The following is a 17,823-nucleotide window of genomic DNA, read 5'->3' as shown; positions in this document are numbered from 1 at the left end:
GGGGTGAGGGACAAAGGTCTCTCCGGAGAGGGCGCATCCCTCACCCTGTCCCTCTCCCGCACGGGAGAGGGGACCCGCGCCTCCTCCGCCAGCTGTGTGACTACGGTAGCCTCTGCAGAGGAAGGCAACGCGTCCCGAACGAGATTCCTTCGGGTGAGGCCGTATAGCCCGCGATCGTGGCGATTTGGGCATCGCCCGCGCGAAACGCGCGGTCCGTGACGACCCGCTACCGTCCGGCCTCCGCGTAGAGGGCCTCGGGCCGGTCCGGCAGGAAGCCGCCGGATTGCCGCGTCCAGAGGCGGGCGTAGAGGCCGCCCTGGGCCACCAGTTCCGCGTGGGTCCCCTCCTCGACGATGCGGCCCGCGTCGATGACGATGAGCCGGTCGAGGGCCGCGATGGTGGAGAGCCGGTGGGCGATGGCGAGCACCGTCTTGCCGGCCATCAGCGTGTCCAGCGAATCCTGGATCGCGGCCTCGACCTCGCTGTCGAGTGCCGAGGTCGCCTCGTCCAGGATCAGGATCGGCGCGTCCTTGAGGATGACGCGGGCGATGGCGATGCGCTGGCGCTGCCCGCCCGAGAGCTTCACCCCACGCTCGCCCACCTGCGCGTCGTAGCCGCGCCGGCCCTTGTGGTCCACGAGGTCGGCGATGAAGCCGTCCGCGTGGGCGAGCCGCGCCGCCCGCTCGATCTCCGCTTGGCTCGCTTCGGGGCGGCCGTAGGCGATGTTGTCGCGGATGGAGCGGTGCAGCAGGGAGGTGTCCTGGCTGACCATGGCGATGGCCGAGCGCAGCGAGTCCTGCGTGACGCGGGCGATGTCCTGGCCGTCGACCAGGATGCGCCCGCTCTCGACGTCGTGCAGGCGCAGCAGCAGCGAGGTGATCGTGGTCTTGCCCGCGCCGCTGACGCCCACGAGCCCGACCTTCTCGCCCGCGCGGATGCGGAAGCCCAGGTCGTCGATGATGCTGGCATCCCCCCGGCCGTAGTGGAAGCCGACGTTCTCGAAGCGGATCTCGCCGCCCGTGACGTTGAGCGTGCCGGCATCCGGTGCGTCCACGAGGCCGTGGGGCCGGGAGATCGTCTGCATGCTCTCCTGGATCACGCCGACGTTCTCGAAGACGCCGCGCACGGTCTGCATCACCCAGCCCGACATCGCCATCAGGCGCAGGACCAGGGCGAGGCCGGCCGAGGCCTCGCCGGTGGTCATCGCCCCCCGCTGCCAGAGCACGAGGGAGACGCCGGCCGTGGCGGTGAGCAGGGCGCTGTTCAGGAGCCCGAGCAGCGTGGTCGTCAGGGTGACGAGGCGGAACTGGTGCAGGTAGGTCCTGGTGTTGAGGTCCACCGCCTCGCGCACGGTGGCGCGCTCCTCCCGGTCGCGGGCGAAGAGCTTGACGGTGAGGATGTTGGTGTAGCTGTCGACCACCCGGCCCACGAGCGTCGAGCGGGTCTCGGCGGTGCGGTGCGACCGCTCGCGGGCCCTGGGCACGAACCACACGGTCAGCCCCGCATAGGCCGCGATCCAGACCAGCACGGGCAAGACGAGCCAGACCGAGATCGAGCCGAACAGGCCGACGGCGGTGACCGCGTAGATCGCCACGTAGAGCAGGGTGTCGATGAACACGACGGCGAGTTCGCGCACCGCCGGCCCGACCTGCACCACCCGGTTGGCGAGCCGGCCGGCGAAGTCGGCCTGGAAGTACGAGAGGGAGTGCCCGAGGGTGTAGAGGTGCGTGCGCCAGCGGATCTGGTTGGTCGCCTGCGGCACGACGAGCTGGTTCGAGAGCAGTTCGTGCAGCCAGACCGTCAGCGGGCGCACGAGCAGGACGAAGCCGGCCGCCAGCGCGATCGGGATGCCGTGCTCCTTCCAGATCGTGGTGCGGTCGGCCGTGCCCAGCAGGTCGATGAACCAGCGCATCAGCAGGTAGAGGGACGATTCCACCGTCCCCGCCACCACCGCGATGAGGAAGAGGGCGACGAGCGCGCCGCGGATCGGGCGCAGGTAAAAGCCCGCGAAGCCCAACACCGTCTTGGGGGGCATGCGCGCCGGGTCGAAGGGCGCGAACGGGTCGATGCGGCGCTCGAGCCAATCAAGAAACATGTCTGCTCGAAATCTTCCGCGTCGGATGAGGCCCTGATGTAAGGGCGCTTGACCGCGGGCCAAGCGGGGAGCGATGCCGCAGTGCGCAACGCTGCCCTGCAGGCCCATGCTCCGCCTCGCCCTCTACCAGTCCGACATCCCCCAGAACACCGGCACGATCCTGCGCATGGCGGCCTGCCTGGGTCTGGCCGTCGAGATCGTGGAGCCGGCGGGCTTCGACGTGTCGGACCGGCACCTGCGCCGCTCGGGGCTGGACTACCTCGACCACGTGCCGATCACCCGGCACCGCTCCTGGGCCGCCTTCTCGGAGTGGCGCGCGCGAGAAGGCATCCGCCTCGTCCTGGCCACGACCGCGGGCGCGCTGCCCTACACGGCCTTGGCCTACCGCGAGGGGGACTGCATCCTGATGGGCCGCGAATCGGCCGGCGTGCCGGAGGCGGTGCATACATCCGCCGACGCGCGGGTGGTGGTGCCGATCCGGCCGGGGCTGCGCTCCCTCAACGTGGCGGTCGCGGCGGCGATGATCGTCGGCGAGGCCCTGCGGCAGACCGCTGCGGGCCCGCCGTGAGCGGCGCTACACCGCGCGCAGGGGCTTCTCCAGCACGGCGAGCACGCGGGCGAGGTCGGTCCCGCGCTTGAGCACCAGGCCGCCGGCGGCGATCACCGCGTAGGCGCCCTGGCGGCGGGCGAGCTTCGGGTCCTTCTCGATCCGGTAGAGGGGCATCTCGGAGGTGCGGCGGTAGATCGAGAACACCGCCTTGTCGCGGCGGAAGTCGAGGGCGTAGTCGCGCCACTCGCCCTCGGCGACGCGCCGGCCGTAGAGGTTGAAGATGGTGCGCAGCTCGTGACGGTCGAAGGCGATCTGCGGGGCGCTCGACTGGGCAGGGAAGGGGACCACCCGGGCCGTCGCATCCTCGGGTCGAGGGTCGGCGCCCATCCTCTCGCTCATCGTCACTCCCGGGTTCCACGCGGTGCTTGGTGTCTCTCACGAAACTTCCGCCGCGCCGTCATGGCCAGAGGGAGAACTCCCGGTGATCGGGTGTTTCGTGAGGTACGCTCGGACGGCGATGATGGTCCCGCCGCGCCCCACCCGCAAGGGTCGGCACCGTGGCTCTGGCGCCACGTCCGAGAAACAAATCACCACGATTTCGCCCCGATCGCGCCTTTTCCGGGCCGCGTTGCGGCGGCACAACAGACCTCGAACCTCGTCGGGCCCGTGCCCGGTCGGTGCCCGAAACCCGAGCTCCCCAGCCCTTCGGACACCGCACGATCCCACGAACCGGCATCTCCAGAGGTTTCGAGACCCAAGGACTTCAGGCCGCCTCCCAGGAGGCGGCCTTTTTTGTGCGCGATACGGCCCGATGCTCTATGAGCCATCGCCGGTCCCTGGAATCCCCCCTTGCCCTCCTTCGACGACGCGTTCCGTCGCACCCTCGGCGACCTGTTCGCCTGGCGCCGCGACGTGCGCCGCTTCCGGCCCGACCCGGTGGCGGAGACGGTGCTGCGCGAATGCCTCGCGGCGGCCCATCTCAGCCCGTCGGTGGGCAACAGCCGGCCCTGGCGCTTCGTGCGGGTGGCCGACCCCGCCCGGCGGGCATTCGTCGTCGCGAGCTTCGAGCGCTGCAACGCGGCCGCCGCCGCGACCTATGCCGACGCCCGGCGCGCACGTTACCGCGACCTCAAGCTCGCGGGCTTGCGCGAGGCGCCGGTGCACTTGGCCGTGTTCTGCGACGAGGCGACGGAGGCCGGCCACGGCCTCGGCCGGGCGACCATGCCGGAGGCCCTGCGCTACTCCGTGGTCGGGGCCGTGCAGAGCTTCTGGCTGGCGGCCCGCGCCTTCGGCCTCGGCGTCGGCTGGGTCTCGATCCTGGAGCCGGAGCCCGTGCGCACGATCCTCGACGTGCCGGAGGCGTGGCGGCTGGTGGCCTATCTCTGCGTCGGCACCCCGCAGGAGGAGCACCGCGACCCCGAACTGGAGCGCCACGGCTGGCAGGACCGCGACGAACGGGGCCTCGTGCTGATCGAGCGGTGAGGCGCGCCCCCTTTCCGCCGCGTCACCGGAACCCGGTGCATTCACCGTACCGGATAAGGATCAATCTTTACCGATCTTGCGGAAACAGGTGCGCAATGGCGCGCTAACCAAAGCTCTTCCTGGATCGACAAGGTCTGACGTGAATTACTCGCCGGCGAATGGTCACGCTTGCAGGAGCAATTCGGATGTCGGGTCGGAACACGATGTGGGCTTTGCTGGCGGGCGCAGGGCTCGCCGGCCTCTCCCTGGCGGCACAGGCGCGGGAGATCGTCCCCGTATCGCACGCGATGACGCCGGGCTCGGTGGTGATCAGCATCTCCGAGCGCAAGCTCTACCTCGTCAACGGCGACGGCACCGCGATCCGCTATCCCGTGGCGGTCGGCAAGCCCGGCAAGCAGTGGACGGGCGCCACCGCCATCGACGGCAAGTACGTCGCCCCGGCCTGGTCGCCTCCGGCCGAGGTCAAGCGCGACAACCCGCGCCTGCCGAACCTGATCGCGGGCGGCTCGCCGCACAACCCGATGGGCGCCGCCGCCATGACCCTCTCCGGCGGCCAATACGCCATCCACGGCACCAACCGGCCCGGCTCGGTCGGCACCTGGGCCTCCTACGGCTGCATCCGCATGTACAACCAGGACGTGGTCGACCTCTACGACCGCGTCGACGTGGGCACGCGGGTCTACATGACGCGCTGATCCGCGACAGGCGGCGCGCCCAGGGCCTCGCGGGCGACCGGATCGCCCGCGAGGCTGATCGTCACTCAGCCGGTCTTCACTCAGCCGGTCTTCACTTGGCCGGAGGGGCCGTAGCCTCGACGGCGGTGAAGCTCTCCAGGATGCGGTAGGTGTGCTCGGTGCCGGCCGGCACGAGGTAGGAATCGCCCGGTTCCAGGCTCACGGTCTCGCCCGCGAGCACCAGTTCGGCCCGGCCCGAGACGACGTAGCCCACGGTCTCGTGCGGGGAGGTGGTGGTCGGCTTGTCGCGGTTCGGCGGCTCGTCGCGCCACATCCGCAGGGCGACGCGCTCGCCGGCCGCGAGGCTCACCTCGCCATGCGCGCCCTCGGAAGCCGTCCTGCTCGAAACCTTCGTGGCCATGGTGTGCTCCGCGTGTCCGTCCCGGGCTGAACGGCGGGCGGAGACCGACGTTCCGATGGCCGGACCGGGGCCGGAGGCGCCGGGGCCCGTCAGAAGTCGACGGCCAGCCCCTTCACCTCCCAGTCGTCGTAGCGCACCGGCTCCAGGCCGCCGCGCCCGCGATGCTCGGGCCGGGCCGCGAGTTCGGCGGCGCGCGCGTCGATCCGTTGGCGGCGCTCGGCCGCCTCGGCCAGCGCCCGCTCCGCCGCGGGGGTGAGCGCGCGCGCGGTCGGCGCGGCCTCCGGGATGGTTTCGTCTTGCATCGGGCTCGCTCAGATGGAAGGGCGTGCGGTTCGCTCCGCACAGGGCGGACCGCAAGCGGAAGGTGGCATCCCAAAGTGGCATCCAAGGGCACACGCCGCAACGCGGCCGGGCCGAAGGTCGCGGCGCCGCAGGACGACGGCCAAGTCTCGGACCAGGCCGCGAGCCAAGCCGCAGGCCCTGTCGCGGGCCTCGCCGCGCGGCAGGTGGCGCTGGCCGCGGTCGCCGACCTGCTCGGCCAGAACCGGGCCCTGGCGCTGGAGGACGCGCTCGCCCAGGCCGGCCGGGTGGCCGGGCTCGACCCGGCGGATGCCGCCCTCGCGCGGGCCATCGCCACCGTCACCTTCCGGCGCATGGGGCTGTTGCGGCGCGCGCTGGCCGAGCGCATGGCCAAGGGCCTGCCCGAGGACCAGCCGCGGCTGTTCGCGCTGCTGCTGACGGGCGCCGCCCAGATCCTCGACCTGTCGGTGCCCGACCACGCGGCGGTGGACCTCGCCGTGCGCCTCGCAAAGCTCGACCCCCGCAACCAGCACCAGGCCGGCCTCGTCAACGCGGTCCTGCGTCGGATCGTGCGCGAGCGCGACGCCATCCTGGCCGGAGCCGCCGACCCCCTCGACCACAACACGCCCGATTGGCTCGCCGCGCGCTGGCGGGCGACCTACGGCGAAGCCCGGGCCGCCGGCATCGCCCGCGCGCATCTTGCCGGCGCGGCCGTCGACATCACCGTGCGGGCGGATGCCGAGGGCTGGGCCGAGCGCCTCGGCGCCGTGATCCTGCCCACGGGGTCGCTCCGCCTGACCGACACCCGCGGCGCGATCGCGGAGCTTCCCGGCTACGGCGAGGGCGCCTGGTGGGTGCAGGACGCCGCCGCCGCGCTCCCCGCCCGGCTGCTGGGCGCGCAGGCCGGCGAGCGGATCGCCGACCTCTGCGCCGCGCCCGGCGGCAAGACGGCGCAACTCGCCGCCGCCGGCGCGCAGGTGACGGCCGTGGACCGCTCGGCCCCCCGCCTGGAGCGCCTGCGCGAGAACCTCGCCCGCCTCGGGCTCCAGGCCGAGATCCGGGTCGCCGACGCCTTGGCCCTCGAGCCGGAGGAGAACGACGCGGTGCTCCTCGATGCGCCCTGCTCGGCCACCGGCACGATCCGCCGACACCCGGACGTGGCCTGGACCAAGAACGCCGACGACGTGGCGCGGCTCACGGGATTGCAGGCACGCCTCCTCGACAAGGCCGCGACCCTGGTGCGGCCGGGCGGGCGCCTCCTCTATTGCACCTGCTCCCTGGAGCCGGAGGAGGGCGAGGGGCAGGTCTCGGCCTTCCTCGCGCGGAATGGAGATTACGAGCGGGTCGGGATCGAGGCGGCTGAGGTCGGCGGCCTGTCCGAACTGATCGACGCGCAGGGCGACCTGCGCACGCTGCCCTGCCACCTCGACGGCGCGGCGCTGGGCACCCGCGGCGGCCTCGACGGCTTCTTCGCGAGCCGGCTGCGGCGGAAGGGGTAGGGCCTACCGCAACGGCCGGCCGAAAGGCGTTCCATCGTCACGGGAATCGGTCTAAACGGCCGCTCCGCGCAATGCGTGGGCAGCCCCCCAGACGCTTACCTGCTGCGTGTGCAGGAGTGAGCCCGGAGACACCGAAAACATGCCCATCCTCACGTTCCCGGACGGCAACACCCGCGCCTTCGACGAGGCGGTGACGGGGCGGGCCGTGGTCGAGGGCATCGCCAAGTCGCTCGCCAAGCGCACGGTGGCGATGGCGCTGGACGGGGTCGTCACCGACCTCGGCGACACGATCGAGCGGGATGCACGCATCGAGTTCCTGGGCCGCGACGACCCCCGCGCCCTGGAGCTGATCCGCCACGACTGCGCCCACGTGCTGGCGGAGGCCGTGCAGTCCCTCTGGCCGGAGACGCAGGTCACGATCGGCCCGGTGATCGAGAACGGCTTCTACTACGACTTCTCCCGCGACACGCCGTTCACGCCGGAGGACTTTCCGAAGATCGAAGCCAGGATGCGCGAAATTCTTACGCGCGATGCTCCGTTCACCAAGGAGGTCTGGAAGCGCGAGGACATCCGCAAGGTCTTCGAGGACCGGGGCGAGCGCTACAAGGTCGAGCTGGTCGACGCGATCCCGCCGGGCGAGGACCTAAAGGTCTATCGCCAGGGCGACTGGTTCGACCTCTGCCGCGGTCCGCACATGACCTCCACGGGCAAGGTCGGCACCGCCTTCAAGCTGATGAAGGTGGCCGGCGCCTATTGGCGGGGTGATTCGAACAACCCGATGCTGACGCGCATCTACGGCACCGCCTGGGCCACGAAGGAAGACCTCGACGCCTACCTGCACCGGCTGGCGGAGGCCGAGCGCCGCGACCACCGGCGCCTGGGCCGGGAGATGGACCTGTTCCACTTCCAGGAGGAGGGGCCGGGCGTCGTGTTCTGGCACGCCAAGGGCTGGACCGTGTTCCAGGAGCTGATCGCCTACATGCGCCGGCGCCTGAAGGGGAGCTATGCCGAGGTGAACGCCCCGCAGATCCTCGACAAGTCCCTGTGGGAGACCTCGGGCCACTGGGGCTGGTACCGGGAGAACATGTTCGCGGCCCAGAGCGCCGGGGACGAGGCCGAGGACAAGCGCTGGTTCGCCCTCAAGCCGATGAACTGCCCCGGCCACGTCCAGATCTTCAAGCACGGCCTCAAGTCCTACCGCGACCTGCCCCTGCGCATGGCGGAATTCGGCGTGGTGCACCGCTACGAGCCGTCCGGCGCCATGCACGGGCTGATGCGGGTGCGCGGCTTCACCCAGGACGACGCCCACATCTTCTGCACCGAGGACCAGCTCGCCGACGAGTGCCTGCGGATCAACGACCTGATCCTCTCCACCTACGCCGATTTCGGCTTCGACGAGATCGTGGTGAAGCTCTCCACGCGCCCCGAGAAGCGGGTCGGCTCGGACGCCCTCTGGGACCACGCCGAGGACGTGATGACCCGCGTGCTGGCCCAGATCGAGGAACAGTCGGCCGGGCGCATCCGCACCGAGGTCAACCCGGGGGAGGGCGCCTTCTACGGGCCGAAGTTCGAGTACGTGCTGCGCGACGCCATCGGCCGCGACTGGCAGTGCGGCACGACGCAGGTGGACTTCAACCTGCCCGAGCGCTTCGGCGCCTTCTACGTGGACGCCGACAGCCAGAAGAAGCCGCCGGTGATGGTCCACCGCGCCATCTGCGGCTCGATGGAGCGCTTCACGGGCATCCTGATCGAACACTTCGCCGGGCATTTCCCCCTGTGGCTCGCCCCCGTTCAGGTGGTGGTCGCCACCATCACGCAGGAAGCCGACGACTACGCGCGCATTGTGGTCGCCAAGCTGGAGAAGGCCGGCCTGCGGGTGGACGCCGACCTGAGGAACGAGAAAATCAACTACAAGGTCCGCGAGCATTCGCTGGCCAAGGTGCCGGTGCTGCTGGCGCTGGGCCGGCGCGAGGCGGAGGAGGGCACCGTCTCGATCCGGCGGCTGGGCAGCCAGCAGACCCGCATGCTGCCGCTCTCCGAGGCCGTCGCCGCCTTCGTGCGGGAGGCGACCTCCCCCGACATCCGCCGGGCGGAGGCCGTGGCCGAGAGCGTGCCGAGCGCCGACGCGACCCTGGACGGGCACCACGTGGAACACGCGGCGCCGTAGGCCGCCTCAGCCGGAGACCGTGGAGCGGCCCGCCTCCATCGCCCGCTCCAGCACCGAAAACACTCGCGGGTCGGTGGATTGGGCGACGTTGAAGCGCAGGTGCCCGGCGGCTCCCTGGCTCAGGCTGAAGACGTTGCCCGGCGCCAGCACCACCCCGTCGGCCAGCGCCCGGCGGGAGATGTCGGCCGCATCCAGGCCCTCCGGCAGGCGGGCCCAGAGCAGCATGCCGGCCGCCGGCACCCGCTCGACCCGCAGGCCCGCCGCGGCGAGCCGCCGCACGGTCGCGCCCATGGCGTCGGCGAGCCGCGCGCGGACGGCGTCGAGGTGGTGCCGGTAGCTGCCGTCGCCGAGCGCGCGGTGGACCAGGCCCGCCGCGAGGTGGCCGCCCCCGAGGCTGACCGCGAGCTTGAGGTCCACGAGGCGCTCGACCCAGTCCGGCCGGATCGCGATCACCCCGACGCGGGCCGCCGCCGAGAGGGTCTTGGAGAAGCCGCCGATGTGGATCACCCGCTCCAGGCCGTCAAAGCCGGCGAGCCGCGGGCCGGCCTCCGCCTCGAAGTCGGCGTAGACGTCGTCCTCCACGATCAGGATGTCGTGCGCCTCGGCCAGCCGCAGCACCCGGTGCACGGTGGCCGCACTGAGGGACGCCCCGGTCGGGTTGTGAAGGCCGGAATTGGTCAGGTAGAGGCGCGGCCGGTGCTCGGTCAGCGCCGCCTCGAAGGCGGTGAGATCCGGCCCCGCCTCGCCGAAGGGCACGCCCACCACCTTCACCCGCTGCGCCCGCAGCAGGGCGTGGAAGTTGAAGTAGCAGGGGTCGTCCACCAGCACCGTGTCGCCGGGGTCGAGCAGGAAGCGGCAGATCAGGTCGAGGGCCGCGGTCGCCGAATCGGTGAGCACGATCTGGTCGGGATGGGCGGGGATGCCGCGCTCGCTCAGCCGCCGGGCGAGTTGCAGGCGCAGCGGCGGCAGGCCGAGGGGCGTGTCGTACTCGGCCAGGCCGTGGGCCTGCCCGCGGGCGGCCTGCCGCAGGGCGCGGCGCAGGGAATCCTCCGGCAGCCAGTCCGGCGGCAGCCAGCCGCAGCCCGGCTTCAGCACCTCCGGGCCGGTCTCCAAGGCCTGGCGGATGAGCCAGAGGGGGTCCACCGCCCGGTCGAGCCGCGGGCCCGCCGATGCGAGGCAGAACGGCTCCGCCCGCCCCGCCACGTAGAAGCCCGAGCCCGGCCGCGAGAGGATGGCGCCTTCGGCCGCCAGCAGGTCGTAGGCCTCGACCACGGTGGACTTGGAGACGCCCAGGCTCGCGGAGAGGGCCCGCAGCGACGGCAGCCGGGCACCGGGCGGGAGCGAACGCCCGCTGATGCGCGCCTCGATCGCCGCCACCACCTGCCCGACCCGGCCGGGAGGGGGCCGCACCAGCCCGTCCGACATCGCCCGCCTCCAGCCGTACCGGTGTTCGTACCGGACAGTTTCACTAAACCGTACCGCAACCGTGCCTGTCACGGACGCGGCGGGGCGTCCAGTGTCCCGGCCGTCGAACAGGAGAGACGCCATGTCCCACGCGCAACGCCCGGCCCCCCGCAGCCGCCTCGCCCGGCGCGCCGAGGAGGCCGCCCTCCTCGCGGCCGCGATCGCCCTCGCCCTGCCCCTGATCCTGCCCTTCGCCTGACCGCCATGTCGTCTCCGGGAATCCAGACCCTTCCGCCGCTGGCGCCCACCGTCCCCGCGCGGGCGCCCCTGGCCGCCTGGATCGACGGGCTCGCGGGCGTGGCGATCTTCAGCGGCTCGCTCACCGCGACGCGGCTGGCGCTCGCCGGCTTCGAGCCGCTGTTCCTCACCAGCGCGCGGGCGGCCATCGCGGGGCTCGCCGCGGGCGCGGCGCTCCTCGTCTTCCGCCAGAGCTTTCCGGCGCGGAAGGACCTCGTCTCGCTCGGCGTGGTGGCATTGGGCGTCGTGGTGGGCTTTCCGCTCCTGACCGCCCTGGCGCTGCGCCACGTGGGTGCGGCCCACGCGACGGTGTTCGTCGGCTTGCTGCCCCTGGCGACCGCCCTGTTCGGCGCCTTGCGGACGGGGGAGCGCCCGTCCCGGCCGTTCTGGGTCCTGTCGGGCCTCGGCAGCCTCGTCACCGTCGCCTTCGCCGCGCGGGGGGCGGGCACCCTGTCCGGCACCGGCGACGGGCTGATGCTGGCCGCGATCCTGGCCTGCGGCCTCGGCTACGCGGAAGGCGGCGGCCTCGCCCGGCGCCTGGGCGGCTGGCAGGTGATCGCCTGGGCGACCGTGCTGTCGCTGCCCCTGACCCTGCCCCTGACCATCCTGTGGATGCCGGAGCATCCCGCCGCGGCGACCGCTTCGGCCCTCGCGGGCCTCGCCTACGTCTCCCTGTTCAGCATGCTGATCGGCTTCGTGTTCTGGTATCGGGGGCTGGCGCGGGGCGGGATCGCCCTGGTCGGGCAGCTCCAGCTGCTGCAGCCCTTCCTCGGCTTTGCCATCGCCGCCCTCGTGCTCGGCGAGGCGATCGAGCCCGCGATGCTGGCCTGCGCCCTGGTGGTCGTCGCCTGCGTGGCCGGGGTGCGGCGCTTCGGGTGAGGCGGGTTCATTCCGCCGCGCAATGGGCTGCGTGGAGGCTCAGCGTGCGCTGCATGGCCCGATACTGCGCGACGCTCGCCGGGTGGCGCAGTTCCGGCGCGTCGGGGACGATCCCGGCAAAGCTCGCCGAGAGGTCGGCCACGAAGGGCCTGGGTCCGGTGTAGTCTCCCATCCGGTTGGGCCGGTCGACCTCGCCGCAGACGAGGCCGCCCCGGCCCGCCCGCAACCGCCCGACGCGGGCGGCGGGCGCGTCCCGCAAGTCCTTGCCGAGCAGGGCGAGGGCGGCGCGGGCCCTGCCGGGTTCGAGGGCCGAATCCGATCCGTCCACCACGCCCTGCGCCGCGGCACGGTCGCACCCGGACAGGCCGAGCGCCAGGACGAGGAGGGTGGCACGCGCTGCGAAGACGGCACACATCGGTCGAAAACCCTTCACCACACCCGGCGGAAGCTGTCTCCGGCGGGCCACGGACAGGCTATCGGCCGGCAAGCCACACCCGGACGAAATCTTGCCGCAACATCTTCGCAGATAGGCATCGGACGATTGAAGAAGGCGGGGCGATCCCCGATCGTCGCACGACTCCTACGGTGCGGCATCAGGTGCCGACCCCGCTCACGACGAGGGGACACGGGACATGCGGAATCTGTTCTGTCTTGTTCGGGCGCAGGCCCTGCTGCTGTGCGTCGTCGCGGCCGGCATGACCTGGGGCGCGGTGGCGCAGGCCGCGGCCGAGCGCCGGGTCGCCCTGGTGATCGGCAACGGCGCCTACCAGAACGTGCCGACGCTGGACAACCCGCTCACCGATTCGAAGGCGGTGGCCGCCGCCCTCAAGCGCATCGGCTTCGACGTGGTCGAGGGCTACGACCTCAAGCTCGACGGGATGCGCAGCCTCGTCGGCGAGTACGCGGCCAAGCTCGACGGCGCCAAGGTGGCCTTCGTCTACTATGCGGGCCACGGCGTGGCGGTGGCCGGCGAGAACTACCTCCTGCCCACCGACACCGTGCTCAAGAGCGAGGCCGACCTCGACTTCCGCACCATGAACATCAACCTCGTCCTGCGGCAGATGCAGCGGGAGGACCGGGTCAACCTCGTCATCCTCGACGCCTGCCGCGACAACCCCTTCGCCAAGGAGCTGGCCCGCTCGATCCGGACCCGCTCGGCCTCGGTCGGCGCGGGGCTCTCCGAGATCACCGTGAACTCGGCGGCCGGCACGATGATCGCGTTCGCCACCGATCCGGGCAAGACGGCGCTGGACGGCGGGGCCGGCCAGAACAGTCCCTTCACCACCGCGCTCCTCAAGCACATGGAATCGCCGGGCGTCTCGATCAGCACGGTGATGGACCGGGTGCGCGAGGACGTGTGGCGCTCCACCGGCGAGAAGCAGCGCCCCTGGGTCAACACCTCGATCATCGGCGAGTTCTACCTCAACCCGGCGCTGGCCCCGACCGTGAAGGTCGCCGCCATCGACAGCCTGGGCGCCCTGCCGGCCACGACGCCGGCCGCCCTGTCGAGCCCGCAATCGCTCGAGATGCGGCTGTGGGAATCGGCCGAGCGCTCGGGCCAGCCGGAGGACTACAAGGCGTATCTGGAGGCCCATCCCAACGGCTACTTCGCCCAGATCGCCCGCAACCGCATCGCCCGCGCCGCGGTCGCGCCCGCCGGCCGGTCCGTGCCCTCGGAAACCGACCTGAAGGGGGAGGCCGGCTCCGCGACGAGCGAGGCCGCCCTGAACCTCTCGGCCAAGGACCGGGCGGAGACGCAGCAGCGCCTGCGGGCGCTGGGCTTCGATCCCGGCGGCACCACGGGCAAGTTCGGCCCCGGCACCCGGCGCGCCCTGACGAACTGGCAGAAGACCCGCCAGATCCCGGAATCGGGCTTCCTCACCAAGGGCCAGCAGGCCGCCCTGTGGGAGCAGAGCGAGGCCGACTACGCCAAGCTCGCCGCCGCCCGCCCGCCCGAGGCGCCCAAGGCCAGGGCCGTGTCGGTCCCCCGCGCGCCCCGTCCGGCCCAGGCCGAAGCCTATTCCCGCCAGCCGCCGCCTCAGCCGCGGGGCGGAGGGGCCTCGCTCGGCGAGGTCGGCAATTTCCTCGGCGGCATGGGCAACCTCGTCGGCGCCATCCGGCGGTAGAACGCTCACCGGGCAGGTCTGCGGCCCGGAACGCGTTTCCCGTCCGCCTCGTCGGTGGCACGAGGTCAGAACGATGCGTGAGACCTGAGAATACCCATGGCGAAGCAATACCGGCTGATCGACGCGGAAGGCCAGGAATTCCTGAGCGACGCGCCCGCCACATTGGGCGGCAACCGCGACGGCAAGTATGGCCGGTTCGACTGTCCGGCTGCCCTGCGGGCGATCCGGGAGTACGGCGACGCCTACCGTGTGAAACGGGTCTTCTTCGCCGATGAGGCGACTGCCGTCGCGGCGGGCTACCGCCCGTGCGGGACCTGCATGCGAACCGCGTTCAAGGCGTGGAAAGCGCAGGCTCACGCATAGCTTGAGCAGGACGAAAGGCGTCTTTCGCGGGTGCTTCGCGGCACCATGTAGGCCTCGGTCGTCGAAAAGCGGTTCTGAAACCTTCCCGCGCGCGCCACCGTAAGGACCGGTCGGGAGAGCATCCCGGCATCCGCGTCCGTCGCACGGCCTCCACGCCCCGGCCGGGCCGGCGGGCGCGGATTGCTGGCGCTCCGCCCGATCCGGACGACGCCCGGCGCTTCAGGCGGCCAGGCGCACCCGCTCCCGGTCCTCGCGGTAGCTGGCGATGAGGTCGTCGGGGAGCGCGGACAGCGCCGCCTCGGCCGCCGCCCGGGCCTCGGCCTCCTCCGCGCTGCGGGCCCGCTCCGCGAAGAAGCTTTCCAGGATCTGGTCCGGCAGCGCGTCGAGGATGGCGCCGACCGGGTTGAAGGGCTCGGGCGCCGCCGGGGCGGGGAGCGCCTCCGATGCGGGCCGATGGGCGGCCTGCGCCGCCTGCCACTGCGCCTCGGCCTCCTCCGCCGCCCGGCGCACCGCCTCGCGGGACAGCGCCTCCTCGGCGATGGCGCGGGCGACCTCGCGGGCCTCGTCGCGGGCGGCCTCCGCCTCGAAGCGGGCGAGCAGCGCCATCACCCCCTGCATGGTGGCAAAATCCATGTCCTCGCAGGCCGTGATCGCCCGCTCGATCATCCGCCGCGACAGGCCGGCGCCGCGCAAGGTCGTCGCCCCGTCCAAGGCCTCGCGCCAGGCGCCGAGTGCGGCCGTCACCGCGGGCAGCAGCGCCTCGGGCAGGCCCGCCCGCCCGTGCAGGTCGGCGATGCCGCGGGGGGAGCGCATCAGCGTCGCGACGCGGACGTGGTCGAGGCCGGTGAGGTCGGCGAAGGCGGTCTCGGCGAATCCCATCGCGCCCGAGAGGATGGCGCGCAGGATCAGGCCGGCATTGAGCTGCCCGGTGGTGCGCAGGTGCTTGACGATGCGGGCGACGGCCGCCGGCCCCGCGCCCTCGCAGAGGTCGAGGACGGCGCGCTCCCCGGCCTCGCGGCTCATCCGGGCGCTGCGCTCGGGGGCGATCCAGCCGCATTCCGTGACGAAGGCCGAGAGCTCCCGCGCCAGCCGGGCGCCGACCGCGTGGCGCACCTCCAGCGGCAGGTCGGCCCGGTCGAGCAGGGCCTCGCGCAGGGCCGCGTCGCAGCCGTGGCGCTCGACCATGCGCAGCAGGCGCCCCGTGGTGATGCGGGCGGTGGGGTTGCGGGCCAGCACCGCGAGCGTCTCCACCCCGCCGATCTCGGCGAGCGCGCCGGCCACCGGGTGGGAGAGGTGGTGCCGGGCGGCGATGGTGGCGCGCACCGCCTCGCAACCCATGGCGGCGGCGTCGACGAGGTCGGCATCCGTGAGGACGGGGGAGGCGGCGAGCACCAGGCAGGCCACCTCGGTCTGGTCGCAGGCCAGCGCCACGATCAGCGGGCGCGGGGCGCGGGTCGAGCCCGCGCAGGCCTCCGCCAGCGCCCGGCGCACCAGGGGAGCGGGGTCGTCCAGCAGCGCCAGCAGGGCGGTCTTGGCCTCCCAGGCCGCCTCGGGGGCGAGGCTGCCGTAGAGGTAGGCCCGCGCCAGGGCGGCGGCGGCCTCCGCCCGGTGCCCGGCCGAATCGTGCTGGGTGGAGGCAAGGAACTGGCGGATGATCATGGGCCGCTCCGGTTCGCGAAGAAGGATTTTGCAAGCGCCGCGGTGAACTCGGCCGGCCGGCGGGGCGGCAGCGGCGGGTTGACCAGGGCCGGGCCACTCGCGGGCGTCGCCGCGATGGCCCCGGTGGTGGTGGGCTCAGGGGCGGGTTCGAAGGCCACGGGCTCGGGAGCGGAATCCTCCGCCGGGTCCGAGCGCGGGAAGTAAGTCGGCGCGGCGCGCGGGGCGTCGGTCGCCCGGCCCTGCCAGAGCTTGGCCACCCCCGAAGAAATCGCGCCCTGGCGCTTGTCGGTCTGGAACAGGCTGCGCAGGTCCGAGCTCCCGCCGAAGGCCGCGGCGGCGTTGACGGTGGTGGCGTTGGCGTTGACGGCGTTGGCGTTGGCGGTCGCGGCGTAGGCGCTCGCGGCCTGGGGCGGGCTCGGGCCCCCGCCCGTGGACGCCGCGGACGTGGTCGAGAGGGCGGCGTAGAGTTCGGCGTTCGTGCGCGGCTTTCCGCTGCGGTCGTAGAACAGTCCGCGGTTGGCAGCCGCCGCCTCCGGCATGTCGAGGGCCGCACTCCGCTCGGGGGCGGCCTGCACGGCCGCGATCAGGCCGGCGGCACCCTTGGCCCCGAGGACGTGGGCCGCATAGAGGTCGCCGCCGGTGGGGTCGCGCCCGATCGTCCCGGCCAGGGCCTCGCCGTTCTTCTGGGTCAGGGCGCCGGCCAGCGTGGCCGCGATCTTCGGGTCGCGGCGCAGGTCGAGGATGGCCTGGCGCAGGCCCGGGTCGGCCACCGTGAAGGTCCCGTCGGTGCGGGCGGTGATGGCGTCGGCGAAGCTCGCGAGGCCGAGCTTCGGGCCGGCCGTCTTCATCACCCCGAGCCAGGTCTGCTCGATGAACTGGAACAGGCCGGTGGCGCTGGAGGTGCCGGCCTTGGCCGCCGGATCGAGGGCGGATTCCCGCTTGGCGGTGGCCAGCAGGTAGTCGAACCCGACGCCGCTCGCCTGCGCCCCGTCGCGGATGGCGTCGACCACCGGTCCCTGGCTCCGGGCCGCGGGGGCGCTGGCGCCGGTCTCGCGGGGGCTGGAGGGCGTGGTGAACAGGTACATCCGCCGCTTCGGTTCGGGACAGGCGCGCCGGCCCCTCGGGACCGGGTGCCGCACGCCGCGATCCTGGTGCGGTTATGGTAAAGAAAGCTTGAATTCCGATGACCTTGGGGTGTCCCGCGCCCCCGCCGCGAGCCCGGTCCCATGCGCGCCCTGCTGATCCTGCCGCCCGGCGCCGGGCCGCCCGAGACGGGGGAGGCCGACACCCTGGTCCTGACCGAAGCCACGGGCTGGGACGCGGACCGGGCCGCCCGGCTGCGGGCCGGCCCGGACGCCCCGCGTCTCTACGTCCAGATCGCTTCGGGCGCAGAGGAACTCCCCGCCGCGATGGCCTTGCGGCCGGACGGGGTGATGCTGGCCGGCGCCGAGGGCGGCTGGGACGTGGCCCGGCTCGGGGCGCGCCTCGCCGTCGCGGAGGCGGAGCAGGGGCTGGTGGACGGAGCGACCCGCATCCTCCCCGTCGTCGGGACGGCGCGGGGTGTCTTATGTGCGGGCTCGCTGCCCGGTTCGAGCCCGCGGCTCTCCGGCCTCGCCTGGGACGCGGCGGCCCTGGCCCGCGACCTCGGCCTCGAGGCTCCCCGCGCTCCGGACGGCGCTTGGCCGGCGCCGCTCGCCCATGCGCGCGGGCTGCTGCCCCTCGCGGCGGCGGCCGCAAGGGTGCCGGCGATCGAGACCGCGGACGCCGACGCCCACGCGGCCCGCCGCGACGGGTTTTTCGGGATGCTCACCCGCGATGCCGGGCAGGTGGGGGCGATCGCGGCGGCGTTCGGTGTTCGATGACGGCGATGCAGAGGAGGCCCGGTACGCCTTGTAACTTGCCCTCAC

The 17,823-nt window shown here is 72.8% G+C and carries 17 protein-coding genes; 9 read left to right on the top strand and 8 right to left on the bottom strand.

Going from position 1 to position 17,823, the window contains the following annotated elements:
* Window positions 1-226 precede the first annotated feature (226 nt).
* A complete protein-coding gene (locus tag COGEMETH_RS12975) occupies window positions 227-2,095 on the bottom strand; it encodes an ABC transporter ATP-binding protein (RefSeq protein WP_238183051.1) in 1,869 nt (622 codons plus the stop codon).
* A 106-nt stretch (window positions 2,096-2,201) separates the two neighbouring features.
* On the opposite strand from COGEMETH_RS12975, the gene COGEMETH_RS12970 reads away from it, so the two are divergent.
* On the top strand, window positions 2,202-2,663 hold the full coding sequence (locus COGEMETH_RS12970) for a tRNA (cytidine(34)-2'-O)-methyltransferase (protein ID WP_238183050.1): 462 nt from the start codon (window positions 2,202-2,204) through the stop codon (window positions 2,661-2,663).
* 6 nt (window positions 2,664-2,669) lie between these two features.
* Here COGEMETH_RS12970 and COGEMETH_RS12965 read toward each other — a convergent pair whose 3' ends face one another.
* On the bottom strand, window positions 2,670-3,044 hold the full coding sequence (locus COGEMETH_RS12965) for a DUF2794 domain-containing protein (protein ID WP_238183049.1): 375 nt from the start codon (window positions 3,042-3,044) through the stop codon (window positions 2,670-2,672).
* Between the two features lie 450 nt (window positions 3,045-3,494).
* Between COGEMETH_RS12965 and bluB the strand changes: the two genes are divergently transcribed.
* Both bluB and COGEMETH_RS12955 read left to right on the top strand, forming a co-directional pair.
* The gene (gene bluB, locus COGEMETH_RS12960) at window positions 3,495-4,127 is read left to right on the top strand and encodes a 5,6-dimethylbenzimidazole synthase (RefSeq protein WP_238183048.1); all 633 of its coding nucleotides are present in this window, start codon (window positions 3,495-3,497) and stop codon (window positions 4,125-4,127) included.
* 185 nt (window positions 4,128-4,312) lie between these two features.
* On the top strand, window positions 4,313-4,822 hold the full coding sequence (locus COGEMETH_RS12955) for a L,D-transpeptidase (protein WP_373875358.1): 510 nt from the start codon (window positions 4,313-4,315) through the stop codon (window positions 4,820-4,822).
* Window positions 4,823-4,913: 91 nt separating this feature from the next.
* Here the strand turns inward: COGEMETH_RS12955 and COGEMETH_RS12950 are convergent, their stop codons facing one another.
* Together COGEMETH_RS12950 and COGEMETH_RS12945 are read right to left on the bottom strand one after the other, a co-directional pair.
* Window positions 4,914-5,222 (bottom strand): cupin domain-containing protein, encoded by a 309-nt coding sequence (locus COGEMETH_RS12950; protein ID WP_238183047.1) that lies wholly within the window; start codon window positions 5,220-5,222, stop codon window positions 4,914-4,916.
* Between the two features lie 89 nt (window positions 5,223-5,311).
* Complete coding sequence (locus COGEMETH_RS12945; RefSeq protein WP_238183046.1) at window positions 5,312-5,524, bottom strand: DUF1674 domain-containing protein; 213 nt, start codon at window positions 5,522-5,524, stop codon at window positions 5,312-5,314.
* A gap of 210 nt (window positions 5,525-5,734) precedes the next feature.
* Here COGEMETH_RS12945 and COGEMETH_RS12940 point away from each other — a divergent pair, with 210 nt between their 5' ends.
* Window positions 5,735-7,021, top strand: a complete 1,287-nt coding sequence (locus COGEMETH_RS12940) for an RsmB/NOP family class I SAM-dependent RNA methyltransferase (RefSeq protein WP_238183052.1) — start codon at window positions 5,735-5,737, stop codon at window positions 7,019-7,021.
* Between the two features lie 139 nt (window positions 7,022-7,160).
* Window positions 7,161-9,188 carry a threonine--tRNA ligase gene (gene thrS / locus COGEMETH_RS12935; RefSeq protein ID WP_238183045.1) on the top strand — a complete coding sequence of 676 codons (2,028 nt, stop codon included), beginning with the start codon at window positions 7,161-7,163 and terminating at the stop codon, window positions 9,186-9,188.
* Window positions 9,189-9,194: 6 nt separating this feature from the next.
* Here thrS and COGEMETH_RS12930 read toward each other — a convergent pair whose 3' ends face one another.
* Window positions 9,195-10,613, bottom strand: coding sequence for an aminotransferase-like domain-containing protein (locus COGEMETH_RS12930; RefSeq protein ID WP_238183043.1), 1,419 nt, complete (start codon window positions 10,611-10,613; stop codon window positions 9,195-9,197).
* A gap of 243 nt (window positions 10,614-10,856) precedes the next feature.
* Between COGEMETH_RS12930 and COGEMETH_RS12925 the strand changes: the two genes are divergently transcribed.
* Window positions 10,857-11,768 (top strand): DMT family transporter, encoded by a 912-nt coding sequence (locus COGEMETH_RS12925; RefSeq protein WP_238183041.1) that lies wholly within the window; start codon window positions 10,857-10,859, stop codon window positions 11,766-11,768.
* A 7-nt stretch (window positions 11,769-11,775) separates the two neighbouring features.
* Here COGEMETH_RS12925 and COGEMETH_RS12920 read toward each other — a convergent pair whose 3' ends face one another.
* Window positions 11,776-12,183 (bottom strand): hypothetical protein, encoded by a 408-nt coding sequence (locus COGEMETH_RS12920; protein WP_238183039.1) that lies wholly within the window; start codon window positions 12,181-12,183, stop codon window positions 11,776-11,778.
* 217 nt (window positions 12,184-12,400) lie between these two features.
* On the opposite strand from COGEMETH_RS12920, the gene COGEMETH_RS12915 reads away from it, so the two are divergent.
* Both COGEMETH_RS12915 and COGEMETH_RS12910 read left to right on the top strand, forming a co-directional pair.
* On the top strand, window positions 12,401-13,894 hold the full coding sequence (locus COGEMETH_RS12915; RefSeq protein WP_238183038.1) for a caspase family protein: 1,494 nt from the start codon (window positions 12,401-12,403) through the stop codon (window positions 13,892-13,894).
* A 96-nt stretch (window positions 13,895-13,990) separates the two neighbouring features.
* The gene (locus COGEMETH_RS12910; RefSeq protein ID WP_238183036.1) at window positions 13,991-14,257 is read left to right on the top strand and encodes a metal-binding protein; all 267 of its coding nucleotides are present in this window, start codon (window positions 13,991-13,993) and stop codon (window positions 14,255-14,257) included.
* Between the two features lie 219 nt (window positions 14,258-14,476).
* On the opposite strand, the gene COGEMETH_RS12905 is transcribed toward COGEMETH_RS12910, so the two are convergent.
* Both COGEMETH_RS12905 and COGEMETH_RS12900 read right to left on the bottom strand, forming a co-directional pair.
* On the bottom strand, window positions 14,477-15,916 hold the full coding sequence (locus COGEMETH_RS12905; protein ID WP_238183033.1) for a DUF2336 domain-containing protein: 1,440 nt from the start codon (window positions 15,914-15,916) through the stop codon (window positions 14,477-14,479).
* Window positions 15,913-17,001, bottom strand: coding sequence for a lytic transglycosylase domain-containing protein (locus COGEMETH_RS12900; RefSeq protein ID WP_238183031.1), 1,089 nt, complete (start codon window positions 16,999-17,001; stop codon window positions 15,913-15,915). Before COGEMETH_RS12900 ends, COGEMETH_RS12905 begins: the two co-directional genes overlap by 4 nt.
* A gap of 141 nt (window positions 17,002-17,142) precedes the next feature.
* Here COGEMETH_RS12900 and COGEMETH_RS12895 point away from each other — a divergent pair, with 141 nt between their 5' ends.
* On the top strand, window positions 17,143-17,778 hold the full coding sequence (locus tag COGEMETH_RS12895; protein WP_238183029.1) for an aldolase/citrate lyase/malate synthase family protein: 636 nt from the start codon (window positions 17,143-17,145) through the stop codon (window positions 17,776-17,778).
* Window positions 17,779-17,823: the final 45 nt, after the last annotated feature.

The organism is Methylobacterium trifolii (assembly GCF_022179685.1).
GTDB lineage: Bacteria > Pseudomonadota > Alphaproteobacteria > Rhizobiales > Beijerinckiaceae > Methylobacterium > Methylobacterium trifolii.
Note: the sequence above shows the minus strand (reverse complement) of the source record. Positions and strands in the feature narration are given on the sequence as shown.